This is a genomic window from Mucilaginibacter sp. OK268 (assembly GCF_900103125.1).
GTDB lineage: Bacteria > Bacteroidota > Bacteroidia > Sphingobacteriales > Sphingobacteriaceae > Mucilaginibacter.
This window is the reverse complement of sequence record NZ_FNJV01000003.1, coordinates 93,179-112,391: the sequence shown is the minus strand read 5'-3', so window position 1 is coordinate 112,391 and position 19,213 is coordinate 93,179. Positions and strand designations below refer to the sequence as shown.

The following is a 19,213-nucleotide window of genomic DNA, read 5'->3' as shown; positions in this document are numbered from 1 at the left end:
TATGAACCCATCATAGCCTTGTTTTTTAATTATGATATAGAGGTATTATTTATCCCACCATACTTTTGCGACGAATGTATCGCCACCTGAAAGCCGGGCAACAGCTGCTGCGTAGTTTGCAGCATTTGTTGATGGCAATCCAAGTGGATAAGGGATTCTTCTTGGAATAGTTGATACAGCAAACTGATTTGGATAAGTTACCGGAGTTATAACAGGATATCCAGACCTTCTCCAGTTAGCCCAGGTTTCATTGAAGTTGAATGTTGCTGATGTTGTAACGAAATACTCCATATTGATCTGTTGTAAAGCTGTAGCCGCAACCAAAGGATGCGTGGCAACATAGGCGGTAATACTTGCTGCTGGTACGGATGTTGTACCAAACTGAGCTAAGGTTGCCATATCAGCAGTAAGAGCATTGGCATAATGTGTAGCCGCTGATCCTGTGCTCCAGCCTTTTGATGCTGCTTCCGCAAATAAAAGCTCACTTTCTCCGTAAGTCATTAGGAAGTTGTAACGGTTACGATCGTCATATACTGCAAACTGCGGACGTGAGTATTTACCATCAGGAGCTGCTGCATCGTTTGCTACAGTAGGGTCGGCGGGACTTGTGCCGGGATAACCAGGAGCTTTTGAAATGTCATAAACGCCGCCTTTAAGGTCATACCCGTTTGGCATCCCTGCCTGCAGGCTTGCAGTATTAATACCAACTACCTGGGTTTCATTAGCCTTTTTTCCGGTACCTGTAGATATTTCGGCTATAGCACTGATACGTGGATCGTTAGTTGATTTCATATAGTCGATCAAGGTTTTTGACCACCTTACTTCTCTGAAATCATCAGTTACTAATAATGCGGCAGCATCGCTGTTACCATTATTATTGCTATTATCCGCTTTTACTTTTGCATTGTCATCAACAGATGCCATTGCTCCACCGGTATACGCTTTTTCGGCATATTTTTGTGCGGTTACTGCGTCAACTTTAGTTAAACGCATGGCGGCCCTCAGCATTAATGAATAACCTAACTTTTTCCATTTGGAAATATCCCCTGCATAGAAAAGATCAGCAGGGATTTTGTCTTTCGATGCATCCAGGGCAGCAGTTGCTGTCTCCAGCTGACTAAGCATAGATGTATAAATACTTTGCTGCGTATCAAAAACAGGTGTAACTATACCTGCTTTTGCTTGCCCTTCCTGTGAAAAGGGAATATCGCCGTAAGCATCAGTGATGCGTTGCAATATCATCATTCTCAAAATAGTTCCGCAGTTATCAAGGTTAGTATAACTTGCGTTGCCTTTAATCATGATCTTCATTTCATCAACTAAAGTAGAAGCTCCATAGCTGGTGTTCCAGGTCCTTGAGTAATAATCGCGTCCGCTACCAGCATAAATATATTTATCACCATTACCGTAGTAATCATAAGTTGAAGCTAGTGATTGCGACCACATACTTTGATACAGTAATTGATCGTAGCCCGAGTTAGAAAATTTAATTTGCGCCTGGGACATCAAATAGGGGGCAGTAGCTAAAGTTGGTTCCACTTTAGTGGGGTCGGTATTTATTTGATCAAAGTTTTTAGTACAACCCGCTATAAAGGTGGCACCTATAAGCAGGCAACTATATATCAGTTGTTTTTTCATCTCTCTTATTTTTTAAATTTAAAGTTAACATTTAACCCATATGTTCTGACAGCCGGTACGCTTGTACCTTCAATACCTGCATAGTTAATTCCAGGTGCAAAGTTAGATTCAGGATCAATGTTGTCTGTATGCTTCATGATTGTCCATAAGTTTCTGGCTACCAGTGAAACAGTAATGGAGTTGAACGGAGTGCTACCTAAAACATTTTTAGGGATGCTGTAACCAAATGTAACCTGGCGTAGTTTAATAAAGCTTCCATCTAAAACATTCAATGCTGAAACGTTACGTGCTAAAGTCTGATAATAGGTTTCGGCAGGTACGTTAACCGTGTTTTGTGCTCCACTTTCGGTTACACCAACTCCAACCACACCTGTTTCTCGGCCAGGTAAGGTCATTTTGTTTAAACCGCGGAAAATGCTGTAATAATTGGTTGCCGATAATACCTTGTTGCCAAAACGATAATCGACCAGGAAGCCCAGGTTAAAGTGTTTAAAAGTAAAATCGTTATTTAAACCGCCATAAAATTTAGGCGTTACGCTTCCCATGGGTATACGATCTGTAATTTCAGCATTACCTGTAGCGTCAAATATAATGTTACCACCGGCATCACGTTTATAGTCGTTAGCCATAATTTGTGGGCCTGCCAGGCCTTTAACAAAAGCGGTAACTGCATTTAACGGGCGATAAGTACCCAAAGTTAGGGTTCTACCCTGGTCATCAGTTTCCAATACTTTATTTTTGATGTAAGTAAAGTTAAAAGAAGATGTCCAGCTAAAAGTTCCGGTTTTTACAGGTGTACCATGCAGCTCAACCTCTATACCTTTATTACTAACTGATCCCGTTGGCACATAAGATTTGGTGTAACCAGTTGTTTGGTCAAGGGTAATGTTTATTATCTCATTTTTAGTTTTTCTGTCAAAATAAGCCAAATCCAGCCCTAAACGGTCGTTTAAGAATTTGAGCTCGGTACCAATTTCAAACTCATTTAAGGTATACGGTTTTAAGTCGAGGTTTGCAAGCTGGCTACCAAAAGTAACGGTATTAACGCCATTAACGGGATTGCCAACGCGATAATAAACCTTGTTTGCGTAAGGCTGTGCGCTGCCACTTGTTTTTGCATACGATACACGCAGTTTTCCAAAATCAAGGCCATTAATGTGGGTAAGATCAGAGAAGATAAAACTTGCTGATACCGATGGGGTGAATATTCCCGGTCCTACAGATTTTGCTATACTGCTATAATAATCATAACGTCCGGTTGTACTTAAAACCAAAAAGTTTTTTACGGCAAAATCAGCTGTGTAATAGGCCGAGTTAACTTGTTGTTTTTTAGGATCGTCGTCTGGTGTATCAGAATCAGATCCGATAGTTCCGGCCGGTTTTACCTGGCCGTTTGACAGATCATAAAAATAAGGGAAAATAAGATTATTGGCATTTATATAAGTACCTCCATAATCGTTTTTACGGATGTTACCGCCTACAGACATGTCCAGGTTTAACCAATCCTTAATCAGATCATGTTTGGCGCCTAACAACACATCTGCATTAAATTCGGTTGTTTGCGTTGCTTGTGTTTTCAGGTTACCGTTACTACTCAAATATGCCGTCCCGGTTGGTTCTATATTTAGGCGTGAGTCATGAGTATTATCATAACCTATCCGGCCCTGTACATATGCCCAGGGTGTTAAGCTGTATTTGGCAGCTATTGAAGATATTAAGCGCTCTCTTTTTGTACTGGATACAAAATTATAAGCTGCAAAATAAGGATTTGTCACATATATATCATTGGTAAATGATTGTTCGGTCCCGTTAGCTTTTGTGCCTGGCGCTAAAATACTCTGAGCTTCATTTGGCGCTAAAAATTGCACGTTGTTAGGGTTGCCAGGGCCATCACTTAAACCAGAACGGTTTTTCTCATTGTCCAAAATGTAATTGGCAACCAGAGTTATATCCAGGTTTTTCATTACAGTTTGGGTGCCATTAAAGTTAAAGGTTTTTCTGCCCAATCCGCTATTGGGGATAATCGCATGATTATTCATATCTGATAATGATAAGCGGAAAGCGCCGGTTTCATTACCGCCGGTTAAAGAAACTGTGTTGGTGAAGGTATTACCTGTTTTGTAAAATTTGGTATAGTCATCGCTCGTTTTTGAATAAGCATAGCTTTTACCATCAAACTGAATTACCTGCGACCCATCCAGCTTTGCTCCCCAAGCCAGGTTGCCTGAACTTAGTGCATCGGCAGCATTGTTTGGTTTGGCTCCGTTTTCTCCCTGGCCGTACACCGTTTGGAAATCGGTATTATCATAAACCTTATCCATCTGGTAGTTGGTATTATATTCAACACCAAAGCCTGAATCTTTTTTGCCTGATTTGGTCGTGATCAAAATAACACCACCTGTAGCACGGGTACCATAAAGTGCAGATGCCGACTGGCCTTTTAATACGGTCATAGATTCGATATCATCCGGGTTAATATTGGAAATACCATCACCATAATCGGCGCCGCCCCATTCGCCCGACTGGCCTCTCTGGGTGTTATCCATTGGTACTCCATTGATTACGAACAACGGCCCCTGGGTAGTACCTGTACTGGTTACACCACGTAATAATATACGGGCAGATGAACCTGCTCCGCCGTTGGTGCCGCTAATACTTAAACCAGCCACACGGCCTTCTAATGAATAAGCAACGTTTGATTCTTTGGCTTTATCAAGAAGGTCGCCTTTAACCGTTGTAAGTGCATAACCAAGCTTTTTTTGTTCTTTTTTGATACCCAAAGCTGTAACTACTACCTCGTTTAAGTTATTGTTACTTGCTAGTGTTATGGTGAATGAAGTTTTTGACCCTACGATTACTTCTTTCGTAGTAAAGCCTATATAGCTTACTATCAAAACTGTTTTGCTGTCGGCATCAAGTGTAAAGTTACCCTGGGTATCAGTTTGGGTACCTGTTGTAGTACCTTTTATGCGAATACTTACGCCAATTAACGGTTCGCCTTTTTCATCAACTACTTTACCGCTGATTTTTGCGATATTGGTTTTGAGGTTAAAGTTTAAGCTGTTGGCTAATTTAGGGCTTGCGAGTGCCACTGTTTGCGTATTTATGAGAACTAAACCTGCAAGGGCTAATTTACACAAGGGCAAAGATTTGGATATCCATGGCCTATGTACACCCGTTGGGTGTTTTAAAAATTTCATATTTTACTGAATTTAAAGGGAGTTAATAACAAGTACTGTCGATTGCACCTGCATTTATAAACATTCAAAAATCATTCTGTGGAGCAGCAATTTCCCGCCGGGTAATTGTGCTTTGGGTAGGGTTAGTAAGCGTTTTTTACATAGGCCTAAATTTTTTCGGGTTTTAATAATCAATGTTGGTGTTAAATTCACACTTAATCGCTCCGGAATAGGATCGGGCGCATGAAGTGATTTAAAGAGGGGACAATTAAATTTTAACTATTGCCTACAAAGCCACGAAAAATATTTTGTTTTTTTAATTTACCAGTATTATAAACCTTAAAAAGCTATCATAACAGATTTTATTGTCAAAATGACAAATAAAAAAAGTGCCGCCTTATACGCAATCGACCATTATTATTTTTAATAACTACCTTTTCCTGATATGATCATTGATGCCAGTTGTTCGTCCCGGTTATATATATCCTTGCGGAAATTGAGTTTGTTGTTACGATCTGTAAAAGCGGTAAAGTAGGCTATAAAAACGGGTGTTTTATGTTTAAGGGTTATTTGCTGCTCTTTGCCCAGGTGCATAGCCTTACTGATCCGGTCGGCCGTCCAGGTTGTATCGTATTTTAATAGAAAAGAAGCAAGCTTAGCTGGTTCGCCAACGCGGATACATCCATGACTGAATGCTCTTGACGATTCGCCAAATAATGATTTAGAAGGTGTATCATGCAAATAGATACTATAACTGTTCGGAAACAGGAATTTAACCAATCCCAGGGAATTGGCCGGACCTGGTTTTTGTTTAATCACTGGTAAACCATTTTCTTTCCCGGTAATGATCATATTATGTTCATTCACATAGTTGGAGTTCTTTCTTATCTCGGGCAATACCTCGTTGCGGATGATACTTTCAGGCAAGTTCCAGTACGGACTAAAAACGATATACTGCATCTCGCCGTAGAATATCACTGTTTGATGAACTTTTTGACCTACAACTACATTGCAGCTCCATAACAGACTATCGGCGTGATAAACATGGAGTTTAAACTCAGGTATATTCACTGCCAGGTAATCAGTATTCAGACTTACTGGGAGCCATCTGCAGCGTTCCATGTTCACGATGATCTGCCGCATCCGGGTTTTTAAAGGAACGTTTAATTCGGCTATGGTACCAGCACCGGCAATGCCATCGGCAGTAAGGCCATGTCGCAACTGAAATTGCTTAAAGGCACCTTTCAGTTCATCGTCATAAACATTGCTCGTTGTATCGCCTTTAAAATCCTCCAATTTATAAAGCCGTTTCTTGATCAATGATATCACTGCTGTGGAGTCGCCAGGTTTTAACTTTTTTTCGATAATAAGCGGTTGCCACTTATCTATGGTATCCAGATGGCGGTATTTAGCCAGGAAGGTTTTTAACAGGTCATATTGCCGGTAAACAGGTTCGGATAAAGTTCCACCCGGTTTTCCCGGTTTTTTTAGCAAACTATCCAGGTAATCATTGTAGGAGACTTTTTTACGGGGCAGATACCAGTTTACAGCACGGGTTACCGAGTCGCTCATACCCTGAAAAGCCAGTTTTGAAAAAACAAAATACTGCGCGGTAAGCATCAACTCGGTAGTAATATTGGTTTTAGCTTTTGCGGTAGTTGCTTTTGGATGCGCATCAAACACCAGTGAGTCTAGGGATTTTGGGTAGGGGATAGCTCTATAAATACCCTCGTTTTGTAAATTATTTAATCTATCAACCAGGTTACCAGCTTGCTCTATTAATGTGTTGTTTGCGTACCAGGCGTAAGCAAATTTACGCTTACTATAAAACAAGTTAATATCCTTGGCATATGGATCAAAGGCGGGATACTTTTTCAGGAAAATATTTATTTGTAAGCTGTCGAAAACGGCCTTTGTTTGATCGCTGAAATTGCCGGGGATGGTTTTGTTCCATTCTTTTACGGCCTTCTTTTTTATAGAATCGGCTTTGGATACCCGGTGTTTGGGGTTTTGAGTGCAGCTAAACAAAATAGAAATACCGGTGATTATCAGTAAAGTATAGTATTTTATTCGCCCGTTTAGCATAGTTAGTTTTTTGTCTGAAAGATAGAAAACAAAAAATAAAAAAATAATTTATAAAATACATACTAAATAGATAGACATTATAGTATATTTGAACTTCAAAACATTCAAAATCATGCCGGGTCGTAAATTAACCTTTAATACACTTCTCTTTTTATATCGTGAAGATATGAAAAGAGAAGTGTGTTGCTGTTGTTGAACCAAAAGCCTTCTGTCGATCCCGTCTATTCTCATATTTTACTGATCTCATTATTTAACATATATTTTATGAACGCTTATCTGGTAAATCAATTAAACAAGCCCGCAGTCGTCAGGCTATTAGCTGACTATCCTGTAGTTTACGGATTGTGCAGTTGTTGACCCTGATCTATCATCACAACAATCAAATACAATTCGTTTAATCTTCATTCTATTAAAAATGTTAACTACAAATAATAATAACAAATATCCATTTTTTGATCTGTCAGAAATCGTTGCTGATGCCGATCTTCCGTTTAAGCCATACCAGCCATTAAAGCCTGTTAAGGCCGGCAACTATGTGCCAGATCTTAAATTCTATAGTACTTACAGTCGCTGGCAACAGTTTTTTAACGGAGCCGAAGTGCATGGCCCTGTTTCATTAAGACATCTTTTGAATAAGCCACTGGTGATCGCTTTTTATTCGCATCATTGGCGTGATCATGGTTTTACGTTGCTCAAACAACTTAACAATATCCATAATGAAATAAAAGCCAGTGGCGGAAACTTGTTGATCATCAGTGATGAGCGTACCGAAGAACTGGAAAAGAAAGCCTGGGAACATAGCTTTACCCTTAATTTTTATTATGATGAGGAAAAAGAACTGGCGCAGGCGTTCAGAGTGTTTTCCGATGAAGATCCGGTTTGGAACAGGTTTTCGGGTATTGATGTAAACGCGCCGCTTTTAGCCACTTATATTGTTGCCCCTTCAAAACAAGTTATTTATAGTCATATCGATTTCGACTTCCTGGGTACATTTTCTGCCGATGATATTATTGCTTCGGTTTATGAATCAGCATTGATCAACCACAGCAGAAAATCTGCCTGATCATCATCTTAAAAAAAGATACCATGTCAAACGTAATTGATCCATTGCAAAAAATCAGGTCGAAAGTCCACCAACAGGTGCTTTCGGCCAATCAGGAATATGTAAAGCATTTTGGCAACAAGGGTGAGTTAACCATACCACCGGCCCGTCAGTTTGCCATTTTAACCTGTATGGATGCCCGGCTTGATCCGGCCCAGTATGCAGGTTTGGCCGAAGGCGACGCGCATGTGATCCGTAACGCTGGTGGCCGTGCCAGCGACGATGCTATCCGATCGTTAGTGATATCGCACAAATTGTTGGGTACTAAAGAATGGTTCGTAATTCATCATACCGATTGCGGAATGGCTTTGTTCACCGACGATATTATCCGCGATCTGCTGGCCAAAAGTCTGAAAACCGCAACCGTTGATGAACGTGGTTGGCGTAATACCGAAGAAAGTGGCGGATCAACCGAAGCGCGGCATATCGCTTTTCTGACCTTTAAAAACCTGGAAGCGAGTGTTATCGAAGATGTTCAACGCATCAGGCAGCACCCATTAGTGGCAGGGAACATACCCATATATGGCTACATTTATGATGTACGTTCCGGCAAACTGATCGAGGTACCGGAAGCTACCCATGCCGGCGAGGTTTTAAATTGATCACCAAATACGACCGGGTTTTTAAATTCATTAGGGTATCAAACTGTTTATTTAAATACCTTAGTATGTTTTTAAACATCTACCGTATACATGAAGCTTGAAAAACGTGACTATGACGCCGTAATTGTTGGCTCAGGGCCCAATGGTTTGGCAGCTGCTATATTATTACAACAAAACGGCTTGTCGGTATTATTGCTCGAAGGCAAAAAGGAGATAGGAGGAGGGCTTCGTTCCGCGGAACTCACTTTGCCCGGTTACCTTCATGATATCTGTTCGGCTATCCATCCGATGGCAGCAGCTTCACCATTTTTTGAAACATTGCCGCTGGAACAGCACGGATTGGAATATATTTATCCCGAGATAGCGGCCGCGCATCCATTTGATGATGGCACGGCCGCTATATTGACCAAATCAATTGAACAAACCGCAAGCTTATTAGGCGACGATGAGCAGGCTTATCTCAAACTCATCAAACCTGTAGTGAAAAACTGGCCACTCATCGCGCCCGATGCTTTAGGTCCGCTGCATTTTCCCAAACATCCTTTAGCCATGGCCCAGTTTGGCTTTGATGGTTTAACAGCTGCAACCTTTTTAGAGAAACGTTTTAAAACACAGGCCGCAAAGGGCTTATTTGCCGGCATGGCTGCGCACTCTATACAACCTTTAAGTAATTTAGCTACTTCCGCTATCGGACTGGTGCTGATGGCGCAAGGACACTTAAAAGGCTGGCCTGTACCTAAAGGGGGATCAAAACAGATAGCCTCGGCTCTAGCCTCCTATTTTATTTCGATAGGGGGGACAATAGAAACCGACCGTTATATTGAATCGTTAGATCAACTTCCATCTGCCCATGCTTTGCTGTTTGACATTACGCCTAAACAGCTTTTAAAGATAGCTGGGCACCGATTTTCATCCCTGTATAAATGGCAATTGGAGCGTTATCGCTACGGGATGGGCGTATTTAAAATAGACTGGGCCCTGGATGCGCCGATCCCCTTTAAAGCAGAACAGGTTAAACAGGCAGGTACAGTGCACATAGGTAATACATTTGAAGAAATAGCTATTGGGGAGCAACGGATATGGAAAGGTGAGCATCCCGAAAAACCGTTTGTATTGCTGGCGCAGCAAAGCCAGTTTGACAGATCACGTGCGCCGGAAGGCAAGCACACGGCCTGGGCTTATTGTCATGTGCCTAACGGCTCGGAAAAAGACATGACCACCATTATTGAACAGCAAGTGGAGCGTTTTGCCCCGGGTTTTAGGGACACTATCCTGGCCAAACATACTTTCAATACCGCCCAAATGGAACAGTATAACCCTAATTATATAGGTGGAGATATTAACGGAGGAGTTATTGATATCGGACAGCTGTTTACACGACCGGCGTTACGCTGGTCACCTTATAAAACATCGGCTAAGGGGCTTTACATTTGTTCGTCCTCTACACCTCCAGGAGGCGGAGTTCATGGTATGTGTGGGTATCATGCCGCTAAAAAAGCGTTGGGTGATATTTGGGGGATTAAGGTGAAGGTATTTTAGAAGTTCCCTAAGCCCTAAACGCGTCATTGCGAGGTACGAAGCAATCTCTAAATTTTACAGAGCAAAGTTGACCTGCCTGTGTAGAGATTGCTTCGTACCTCGCAATGACGCGTGGGAAAATTATTATTAATTCAACTCCAAAGTCACTATTGATTTGGCAGGTAATGTTACCACCAGTTTATCACCATCTTTTTTGGCACCTGTAAAATTGCTCAGGTGTATTTTATTAGGATCAGCAAAGGTGTTGATATTGGTTACATTGGCCGAAGTGAGTACCTGACCACTTACTGCCGACCATTTGATATCCTGCAAGCCGGTTGTAATGGTTATAGGATGATGAATATCCAGGTTAACTAAGGAAATATGCACCTTACCCGTAGCATCCTGTGATGCTGATGCATTTACAGCCGCTATCTTTTTGCCGTCAACCTCGTAATCCGGTACATCTAATTTTATAGGCAGGTATTTAGCATCCTGGTGAACTTTGTACATATCAAATACATGATAAGTAGGGGTAAGCACTATTTTTTCTTTATCAGTTAAAATGAGCGATTGTAAAACGTTGATAGTTTGTGCTAATGCTGCCATTTTAACACGGTCGCTGTGGTTGTTAAAAATGTTTAGTGTAGTACCAGCTATCAGCGCGTCGCGTAAACTGTTCTGCTGATATAAAAAACCTGGATTAGTGCCGGGTTCAGGATCAGTCCAAACACCCCATTCGTCAACTATTAAAGCCACTTTTTTCTCAGGATCGTATTTATCCATAATGGCCGAATGTTTGGTTACCAGCTCTTCCATTTTAAGACAGTTTACCATTGTGTTGAAATACTCGCTTTCGCTAAATGAAGTTGCAGAGCCTTTTTTACCCCACTGGCCCGTTGGTATGGTATAATAATGGAGCGATAAGCCGTACATCATGTACTGCGGTATATTTTTCATGCATACCTCAGTCCAGTTGTAGTCATCGGAGTTAGGACCGCTGGCAATTTTTTTAAGTCTGGCGCCTGGGTAATCTTTGGCAAAAGAAGCATAACGCTTAAACTGATCAACATAAAACTCTGGGGTCATATTGCCGCCGCAGCCCCAGCTCTCGTTACCAACGCCCCAAAAAGTAACTTTATATGGTTCTGGATGACCATTTTTAGCCCTTTCCTGTACCACGGTACTGGTACTGTTGGAGTTCAGGTATTCAACCCATTTCGACATTTCTTCAACCGTGCCGCTGCCCACATTACCAGCTACATAGGGTTCGCATTTCAATAAACTGCAAAGCTCCAGAAATTCATGCGTGCCGAAGCTGTTATCCTCGGTTGTGCCCCCCCAGTTGGTGTTCACCATGCGCGGGCGTTGTGCTGTTGGCCCTATACCGTCGCGCCAGTGATATTCATCTGCAAAGCAACCGCCCGGCCAGCGTAGGTTAGGGATCTTTATTTTTTTCAAAGCTTCAACCACATCCAATCTGATACGATTTTGCTTTTTTACCGGGAGACTCTTATCTACCCAAAAACCGCCATATATCCCGTGACCAAGATGCTCGGCAAATTGTCCGTAGATATTTTTGTCAATGGTGGTTTTTGAATTATCGCTAATTGTAATAGTTCCGGTTTGACTAAATGCCGTAGCTGAACCGAGACACAGTAACCAGGTAAACAAATGGGTAAGTGTTTTCTTTTTCATTGAATGAGGTTTTGATATTGGAATTGTAAAGAAAAGAAAAAAAAATAATAAGTGTTAAAATAACAACAATTAATTTAATAAAAATACTGTTGATGTAATTAGTTTTGTTTTGTGTATACAAAACAATTAATAGGCAGGATTAATTATTGTTTAAGCAGCGTGGTGAAGTAATCAGTAAATCTGGTGCTGTTGTAATTAGCGGCATTAGTGTGTTTAAATACCAGTTCGCCTTTTTTGTCAAATACCAGTGTAGTGGGGATGGTTCCGTCCATAATATTTTCCGGTACGTTGCTGGCTAATGTATAAACAGGTAAAACATACTGGTGCTTTTTCATAAACGCATTGGCTTTTGTATAATTGTTGTCTACATCTGCCAGTATGAAAACCGCATTGGGGTAATTTTTATACTGCTTATAAAAATCGTTAAGGTTAGGCATTTCCGCGATACAGGGTGGGCACCAGGTGGCCCAAAAGTTTACAAAAATTACTTTACCCCTTAAATCACTGGTATTTAAAATTCTTCCACTGCTATCTCTGAAAGCGATGTTAAACGGATCGGCCAAAGCTTTTTTGGATACCTGAACAGGGATCTCGGGTTTAAAAAAGCCAATACCTATCAAACCTCTTATTAATAGACTTTTGGCTGTCGGGTTAACCAGCATAATAACAATAATAGCCGCCGATAACAGATAGATGATATTACCAATGGTTATTTTTCTCTTCTCTACCATACCTGATCAACAGTAAATCAATGCGGAAGTTTGTCCCGAAGCAATCCGTAAACCCAGGTACCTGCTATAGCGCTGAGTAAGGTAACTATAATTACCGCAAAACCACTGCCGATCTGGGCAAATAATGGACCCGGACAGGCACCTGTTATAGCCCAGCCTAAGCCAAATATCAACCCGCCATATACATTACCCCAATGAAATTTTTTAACCGGAATAACAATCACTTCTCCGGATATGGTTTTTGCCCGGAAACGCCTGATGAGTAAAACAGAGATAAGCCCTACTACAATAGCGCTGCCGATGATGCCATACATATGGAATGATTGCAACCGGAACATTTCCTGTATCCTGAACCAGGACACCACTTCTGATTTAACCAGTACAAGGCCAAAAAGCATTCCGATGATGAGATATTTAATGTTACGCGTCATTTACAAGCTGATAAGGTAAGGTAAAATAAACCAGGTCATAGCAAAACCACCCGCCATAAAGCAGCAAGTGGCCACTACGGACGGCCATTGTAAAGTTGATATGCCCATGATAGCGTGACCTGATGTACAACCGCCTGCGTACCGGGTACCAAAGCCCACCATAAAACCTCCGATAACCATGAAAATGAATCCTCTTAAAGTTAATAACTGACTAAAGCTGAATACATCACGTGGCAGCAGTCCGCTAAAATCAGTAATACCCTGTTGTTTGAGCAGGGTAGTGGTGCGTGGATTGATCTGAACCGGGTGATTGCCCGATAAATATTGTGTGGCTATGAAACCGCCCAGTACAATACCAACAACAAAGAACAGGTTCCAGCTTTCCTTTTTCCAATCGTACTTAAAAAAAGAAATATTTGCCGGCAAACAAGCCGCGCAGATATGCCTCAACGATGATGATATACCAAATGCTTTATTGCCTGCTAATAAAAGAGCCGGGACCACAAGCCCGATCAAAGGACCGGCCACATACCAGGGCCAGGGTTGTTTTAAAATATCCATAATGATACCTGATAACTATATTAAGGTAAAGATATTTATTGTGTGAGCAATACACTACTGCTTAATGAATTATTGATTTTTTATTTGTTTTTATCATTCGTATCAATATATTTACAATAGATTATACCCTATTAATTGTCTCTTTCTGGTGAAAAGGTTTATAGCCATACTCTTGCTGAATGTACATCTGTTCAATTTGGGCGGATATAATTTGGTATTTAAATATTTAATTCATCGCTCGGAAGTTCAGATAGTTAAACAGATCTACGAAAATAAGGTAGATGCCACCAAACTTGTCGAAATAAAGCTCCCTGTTCATTTACCAGGCATTCATGATTGGAATGATTATGTGGTTGACCATGGCCAGCTGCAACTAAAAGGAGTTTACTATAATTATTTAAGATACAAGGTAACCCGCGACACCATGTCGTTCATTTGCATCGCAAATAGTGTAAAAACCCGTTTGGTTTCCGCAAATTTAATTATCGCCAAAGAGTTTTGCGATGTACCCCTGAGCAAAAAAGGGCACGAAGCACCCGTTAAAAAAGTAAACTTTAGTAACGAATATAGTTGCCAAATGATGCATTACCGGTTTTTAACGTTTTCAACTACGCTTAAAACCGCAATGAACCCTATATCATACCATTTGAGTTCACCCTTCATTGAATCTCCGGGCAAGCCCCCAAACTTTACTTGCTGATCATAAACCCTAAATGATGATGTTGAATGACTTTGCACGCTTTATTTAAAGCTGCAAGTGTATTTGATTTATCGCCTAAACAACTGTTTGGGTAGTATTTAGAATATACATGAGTTATTTGTAAGCATAATTTATGGATTGATTGTCTTTGGTATTGCTGATTGGTTGTAAAAACCGGTTATCAATATTTGTTAACTTGGTTATAATCCGGTTACAGATTTATTAGCCTCACCCTAATTAAATTATATATGATAGAAAATTTATCAAAACTTTTCTGCAGATGCTTTTTAGTTATAGCCTTCTGCCTTATTTTATCGCCATTTGCCAGAGCGCAAACAGATGCCGACGCATTGATGATCCCCAAGAACTATTTTTGCGCCGCCGGTATGTATACTCACAGCAGCTGGGATCATTACTGGGAAGGTACCTTTAAACGCGACAACCTTAACCTGGGAACAGTAAGCTCCAGCGTATACAGCTTGGGCGGAAACTATGGTTTGTCGAATCGTATTAATATATTATTCATGGTGCCCTATGTAACCACCAACGCTACCGCAGGTACATTAAGGGGCGAGCACAATTTTCAGGATCTGACAGCATCTATCAAATGGATGGCTGTAAAAGAAGAAATTGGTAAGGGTTTATTCAGCTTACATGCCATTTTATCAGGATCGATACCGCTAAGCAATTACGAAGCGGATTATTTACCCTTATCAATTGGGCTTCATAGTAAAAATGTAGCCTTACGGGCTTTATTGAACTACCAGACGGGCAGGTTCTTTGTAGCCGGAGCCGGTCAGTATATCCGTCGGAGCAATATTACTATCGACAGAAACTCTTATTATACTACGGAACTGCATTATACCAATGAAGTGGAAATGCCCAATATGACCAACTTTTTGGTGAGTTCGGGTTACAGAAGCTTAAAGTTTAATGCCGAAGCTGTATTAACCAAAGTAACTACCATTGGCGGGTTTGACATTCGTAAAAACGATATGCCATTCCCCAGCAATAAAATGAACTCGACACTGGCCGGGGTAATATTGAAATATAGCCTTCAATCCATTAGCGGACTGGAGTTTACCGCTGGTGGTAACTATGTTTTAAGTGGCCGTAATGTGGGGCAAACCCGGACATTTTATGGTGGTGTTTATTACGTTTTTAGCACTAAAAAACAGAAATAAGCAGGTTAATACTTAATAATGATCAAGATGAAAAAAACATTACGCTATATAGTCCCAATCCTATTTTTAGGTACAGCTTTTTTAAGCTCATGTAAAAAGGACATTACTGATCGTACTTCCTTGTACCCCGCATTGGCCCCTGCCAATATCGACCTGAACGCAGATACCTGGAAACCGGTACTGGTAACTGATTTTAGTGTACTGAGTGTAGCCGCTCCGGACGCGGTAACTTCACCTGCCTATGTTGCTGATATCAACGAGATCAAAGCGCTTCAACGCAGCCTGACCGATGATCAGAAAGCGAGCATCAAATACTGGAGCGCGGGCTCAGTTTTGAGATGGAACGAGATATTACGTGACCTGGTAGCCAAACACAACGTGCCGCCTTATCAAAACCCTGATGGCACGTATCCCGCGCCAAACTCAGCCAATCCTTTCAATTACCCGGAGTTTCCGTTTTCAAACCCGCCGTATGCAGCAAGGGCTTATGCTTATGTTAGCGCAAGCCAGTATGATGCATTGATCGCGGCCTGGCATTTTAAAAATTTGTACAAGCGCACTGCTCCATATAAAAATGATGCCGGGATTACACCACTGGTGCCAACTTCCGATCTGCCATCGTACCCAAGCGAGGATGCTGTTGTGGCTGGCACCACGGTTGAGATCATGAAATTGTTATTCCCTACCGAAATTGCCTACATACAGCAAAAGGCCGACGAAGAAAAGCTGTACCGAATCATGGCCGGTGCAAACACCCGTGGTGAACTTAACGCTGGTGAGGCGTTAGGCAAACAGGTAGCTGCCATATTCGCTAACCGCGCCCGTAATGATCGTGCCGGTAAAGCTATCGGTACACCAGCTATCTGGAAAGGTTTTGAAACCGCTGCCACGGCCAAAGGCGAACAATTTTGGGTGAGCCTGGAAACACCAAAAAGACCGCCCATGCTGCCTTTATTTTCAAAGGTATTGCCGTTTTTGTTTGATACGCTCACTGTGGTTGCTTTAAGACCTGCGCCACCTTACTTAACCAATTCACCAGAATTTAAAAAGGAAACGGAAGAGGTATTATCCTTTAGTAATGATCACTCACGTGCGCATGAAGAACAGGTAGCTTTTTGGGCCGATGGGGTTGGTACGTATACCCCGACGGGGCACTGGAATGCTATTGCTGCCGATGAGTTTGTAAAGCAAAAATACAGTGAAATTCGCTGGGCACGCAATTTTGCCTTGCTGAATATGGCCGAAATGGATGCCGCCATTGTGTGCTGGGATACCAAATATTTTTATTTTAACCAGCGCCCGTCGCAGGCTAATCCTAATATTAAAACGTTGACAGGCGTGCCAAATTTCCCGGCATATACTTCCGGTCACTCTAATTTTAGCGCCGCTGCAGCAGCCGTATTAACCTATTTACTGCCTGATAGGGGTACCAAATTTACCGATCTGGCGCATGACGCTGCCATGTCGCGTTTATACGGTGCCATACATTATCGTAGCGATTGCGAGGTTGGTTTGCAAACCGGCGCCAAAATTGGCCAGTACGCAGTATTGAGAGGAAAAGCAGACGGAGCAGATAAATAGAGTAAGGATTTTTGGAACAAGGAGCAAAGATTTTAAGAGTATGTCTTTCATCCAAAAATATTTGTTCTTTGATCCAAAACAAAATAAGAAAGAATGTTACGTTTAACTACCGATCAAAAAATATATTTCACGTTAAGACTGGCCTGTGCCATGTGTTTTATAGGGCATGGTGCATTTGGCATCATCACCAAACAAATTTGGTGTAACTATTTCGCGGTGATGGGTATTGGGCATGATGACGCCTATCGCTTAATGCCGGTTGTGGGCTCCATCGATATTTTGATGGGCATATCCATATTGGTTTATCCTACACGTGCTGTAGCAGGTTGGCTGGTGATATGGGGGATCATTACCGCGTCATTCCGCCCAATATCCGGCGAACCTTTTGCCGAGTTTATTGAACGCGCGGGCAATTTTGGAGCCCCGCTCGTGCTGTTGATCATACAGGGTGGTATTAAAATTCCGCTGAAACAATGGTTTGCCCGCATGAATGACGAAATAGTAATTGAGCCGTCTGTATTAAAAACGGTGATAGGCAGCTTAAGGGTAATAGCATTCTTATTGTTATTGGGTCACGGCTGGCTTAATATCATACAAAAAGCCGGACTGCTGAAACAGTACCAATCCCTTGGTTTTCATGACCCGGCTAGAACCGCACTGGTAGTTGGTATTTTTGAAATCTTAGCGGCCATTTCCATACTGATCCGTCCGTTTAAAAATTTATTGCTCGTATTTATCATCTGGAAAATAACCAGCGAGCTGTTTTATCCGCATTACGAACTGTTTGAATGGGTAGAGCGGGGCGGTAGCTATGGCGTGCTGCTGGCTTTATGGTTCGCGTTTAAAAAAGCGCCGTCGGGTTTTATCGTGTTTCCCTGGAAAAACACCAAAGATTTGAGATTTAGTTGATTAATAAAAAATCCTGTATGAGAGCAGGTAAAAGCCAGGCCTGAGAAACCTGGCTTTATTAAACAGATTACCATAACCCTATTATATATATTAACCAAACACACATGAAACTAACTTTACGAACACTTTTTACTATTACTTTTTACATCCTTTTCGCCAACACCCATGCAAATGCACAAGGCTGCGTGGCCATCCGCAGTACCGGTGGTTTATGTACCATGGATGAACATCCCGACAGCTCCAACACCAGCAGCAGCTGGTTACTCAATAGCAATAACCGCTATTTCAGATCATACAAGCACTTTGTGGGCACACAGGAACAAAAACAACGTATTGCCCAGGGTACCAATGTAATAAACCATTCTTATACACAGGATCTTACGCTTACCCGCATTTTCAACAATCGCTGGTCGTTCGCGGTAGATGTACCTATATTGGATAACAGCAGGTCATCGTTATATGAACATGGCGGCAAAGAGCGACTGAGCACCCATTCATTTGGTTTGGGCGATATCCGCTTAACAGCTTATGCCTGGCTGCTTAATCCTGCCAAGGCCCGTAAAGGCAATATCCAGGTAGGTTTAGGTTTTAAACTACCTACCGGTAACTACAATTACCAGGACTATTTTTACCACACCGCTGCTAATGACGCCCGTACGCTAGGCCCTGTTGATCAATCGATACAATTGGGTGATGGCGGAACTGGCATCACTACAGAGATCAACGCTTATTATAATTTCACCCATCAGTTTGGTTTGTATGGTGGTTTTTATTACCTCATCAGTCCGCGTGAGCAAAACGGGACATCATCAGCTCGTGGCAGTACACCAAGCTCAAAAGCAGTGGCAAATGGCAGCGATGTGATGAGCGTGCCAGATCAGGTCATGATCAGGGGAGGTGCCAGCTATGGCGTTGGTAAGTTCGACTTTTCGGCGGGTGTGCGTTACGAATGTTTACCGGTGAAAGACCTGGTAGGCGGCAGCAATGGCTTCAGAAGACCAGGTTATATTATTTCGGCCGAGCCAGGTGTTATTTATCGCCTCAAAGCGCTTTCCATATATGCCTTTGTTCCGGTAGCCCTAAAACGAGATCGTACACAAAGCGTACCTGATAAGATCAGCACACAGCTAACTGGTGTATATACCCAGGGCGATGCCGCTTTTGCCGATTATGCCATAAACGTTGGCGTTACCTTTAAATTTAAATAGAATATCCTATAGTTGATTAATTCGAAGCCGGGAGTGAGATCCCCGGCTTTTTTGTTGCTAATTATTGCCTAAACTTTATAATTTTA

Annotated in this window: 15 protein-coding genes; 8 read left to right on the top strand and 7 right to left on the bottom strand. The window is 41.8% G+C overall.

Annotation, left to right across the window (positions count from 1 at the left end):
- Positions 1 to 45 precede the first annotated feature (45 nt).
- The 3 genes from BLR84_RS10970 to BLR84_RS10960 all read right to left on the bottom strand — a co-directional run bounded on the left by BLR84_RS10970 (position 46) and on the right by BLR84_RS10960 (position 6,902).
- On the bottom strand, positions 46 to 1,638 hold the full coding sequence (locus BLR84_RS10970; RefSeq protein ID WP_090467881.1) for a SusD/RagB family nutrient-binding outer membrane lipoprotein: 1,593 nt from the start codon (positions 1,636 to 1,638) through the stop codon (positions 46 to 48).
- Positions 1,639 to 1,643: 5 nt separating this feature from the next.
- Positions 1,644 to 4,838, bottom strand: coding sequence for a SusC/RagA family TonB-linked outer membrane protein (locus BLR84_RS10965; protein ID WP_090467880.1), 3,195 nt, complete (start codon positions 4,836 to 4,838; stop codon positions 1,644 to 1,646).
- A gap of 402 nt (positions 4,839 to 5,240) precedes the next feature.
- On the bottom strand, positions 5,241 to 6,902 hold the full coding sequence (locus BLR84_RS10960) for a L,D-transpeptidase family protein (RefSeq protein WP_090467878.1): 1,662 nt from the start codon (positions 6,900 to 6,902) through the stop codon (positions 5,241 to 5,243).
- Positions 6,903 to 7,317: 415 nt separating this feature from the next.
- Between BLR84_RS10960 and BLR84_RS10955 the strand changes: the two genes are divergently transcribed.
- The 3 genes from BLR84_RS10955 (at position 7,318) to BLR84_RS10945 (ending at position 10,145) form a co-directional block, all read left to right on the top strand.
- Positions 7,318 to 7,965 (top strand): redoxin domain-containing protein, encoded by a 648-nt coding sequence (locus tag BLR84_RS10955; RefSeq protein WP_090467877.1) that lies wholly within the window; start codon positions 7,318 to 7,320, stop codon positions 7,963 to 7,965.
- A gap of 23 nt (positions 7,966 to 7,988) precedes the next feature.
- On the top strand, positions 7,989 to 8,606 hold the full coding sequence (locus BLR84_RS10950; protein ID WP_090467875.1) for a beta-class carbonic anhydrase: 618 nt from the start codon (positions 7,989 to 7,991) through the stop codon (positions 8,604 to 8,606).
- A 90-nt stretch (positions 8,607 to 8,696) separates the two neighbouring features.
- Positions 8,697 to 10,145, top strand: coding sequence for a phytoene desaturase family protein (locus BLR84_RS10945; protein ID WP_090467873.1), 1,449 nt, complete (start codon positions 8,697 to 8,699; stop codon positions 10,143 to 10,145).
- Positions 10,146 to 10,271: 126 nt separating this feature from the next.
- Here the strand turns inward: BLR84_RS10945 and BLR84_RS10940 are convergent, their stop codons facing one another.
- The 4 genes from BLR84_RS10940 to BLR84_RS10925 all read right to left on the bottom strand — a co-directional run bounded on the left by BLR84_RS10940 (position 10,272) and on the right by BLR84_RS10925 (position 13,545).
- The gene (locus tag BLR84_RS10940) at positions 10,272 to 11,822 is read right to left on the bottom strand and encodes an alpha-N-arabinofuranosidase (RefSeq protein ID WP_090467871.1); all 1,551 of its coding nucleotides are present in this window, start codon (positions 11,820 to 11,822) and stop codon (positions 10,272 to 10,274) included.
- Positions 11,823 to 11,965: 143 nt separating this feature from the next.
- Positions 11,966 to 12,553 (bottom strand): TlpA family protein disulfide reductase, encoded by a 588-nt coding sequence (locus BLR84_RS10935; RefSeq protein WP_090467869.1) that lies wholly within the window; start codon positions 12,551 to 12,553, stop codon positions 11,966 to 11,968.
- A gap of 17 nt (positions 12,554 to 12,570) precedes the next feature.
- Positions 12,571 to 12,984: a DUF6691 family protein gene (locus tag BLR84_RS10930; RefSeq protein WP_090467867.1), complete on the bottom strand. Its 414-nt coding sequence runs from the start codon at positions 12,982 to 12,984 to the stop codon at positions 12,571 to 12,573.
- The gene (locus BLR84_RS10925) at positions 12,985 to 13,545 is read right to left on the bottom strand and encodes a YeeE/YedE family protein (protein ID WP_255366914.1); all 561 of its coding nucleotides are present in this window, start codon (positions 13,543 to 13,545) and stop codon (positions 12,985 to 12,987) included.
- 148 nt (positions 13,546 to 13,693) lie between these two features.
- On the opposite strand from BLR84_RS10925, the gene BLR84_RS10920 reads away from it, so the two are divergent.
- From BLR84_RS10920 to BLR84_RS10900, 5 genes are all read left to right on the top strand, one after another.
- Positions 13,694 to 14,245, top strand: a complete 552-nt coding sequence (locus tag BLR84_RS10920; protein ID WP_090467864.1) for a hypothetical protein — start codon at positions 13,694 to 13,696, stop codon at positions 14,243 to 14,245.
- Between the two features lie 248 nt (positions 14,246 to 14,493).
- A complete protein-coding gene (locus tag BLR84_RS10915) occupies positions 14,494 to 15,429 on the top strand; it encodes a hypothetical protein (RefSeq protein ID WP_218128300.1) in 936 nt (311 codons plus the stop codon).
- Between the two features lie 27 nt (positions 15,430 to 15,456).
- Positions 15,457 to 17,010 carry a vanadium-dependent haloperoxidase gene (locus BLR84_RS10910; protein WP_090469194.1) on the top strand — a complete coding sequence of 518 codons (1,554 nt, stop codon included), beginning with the start codon at positions 15,457 to 15,459 and terminating at the stop codon, positions 17,008 to 17,010.
- Positions 17,011 to 17,103: 93 nt separating this feature from the next.
- Positions 17,104 to 17,919 (top strand): hypothetical protein, encoded by an 816-nt coding sequence (locus BLR84_RS10905; protein WP_090467862.1) that lies wholly within the window; start codon positions 17,104 to 17,106, stop codon positions 17,917 to 17,919.
- Positions 17,920 to 18,023: 104 nt separating this feature from the next.
- The gene (locus tag BLR84_RS10900; RefSeq protein ID WP_090467861.1) at positions 18,024 to 19,127 is read left to right on the top strand and encodes a hypothetical protein; all 1,104 of its coding nucleotides are present in this window, start codon (positions 18,024 to 18,026) and stop codon (positions 19,125 to 19,127) included.
- The last annotated feature ends 86 nt before the right edge of the window (positions 19,128 to 19,213 follow it).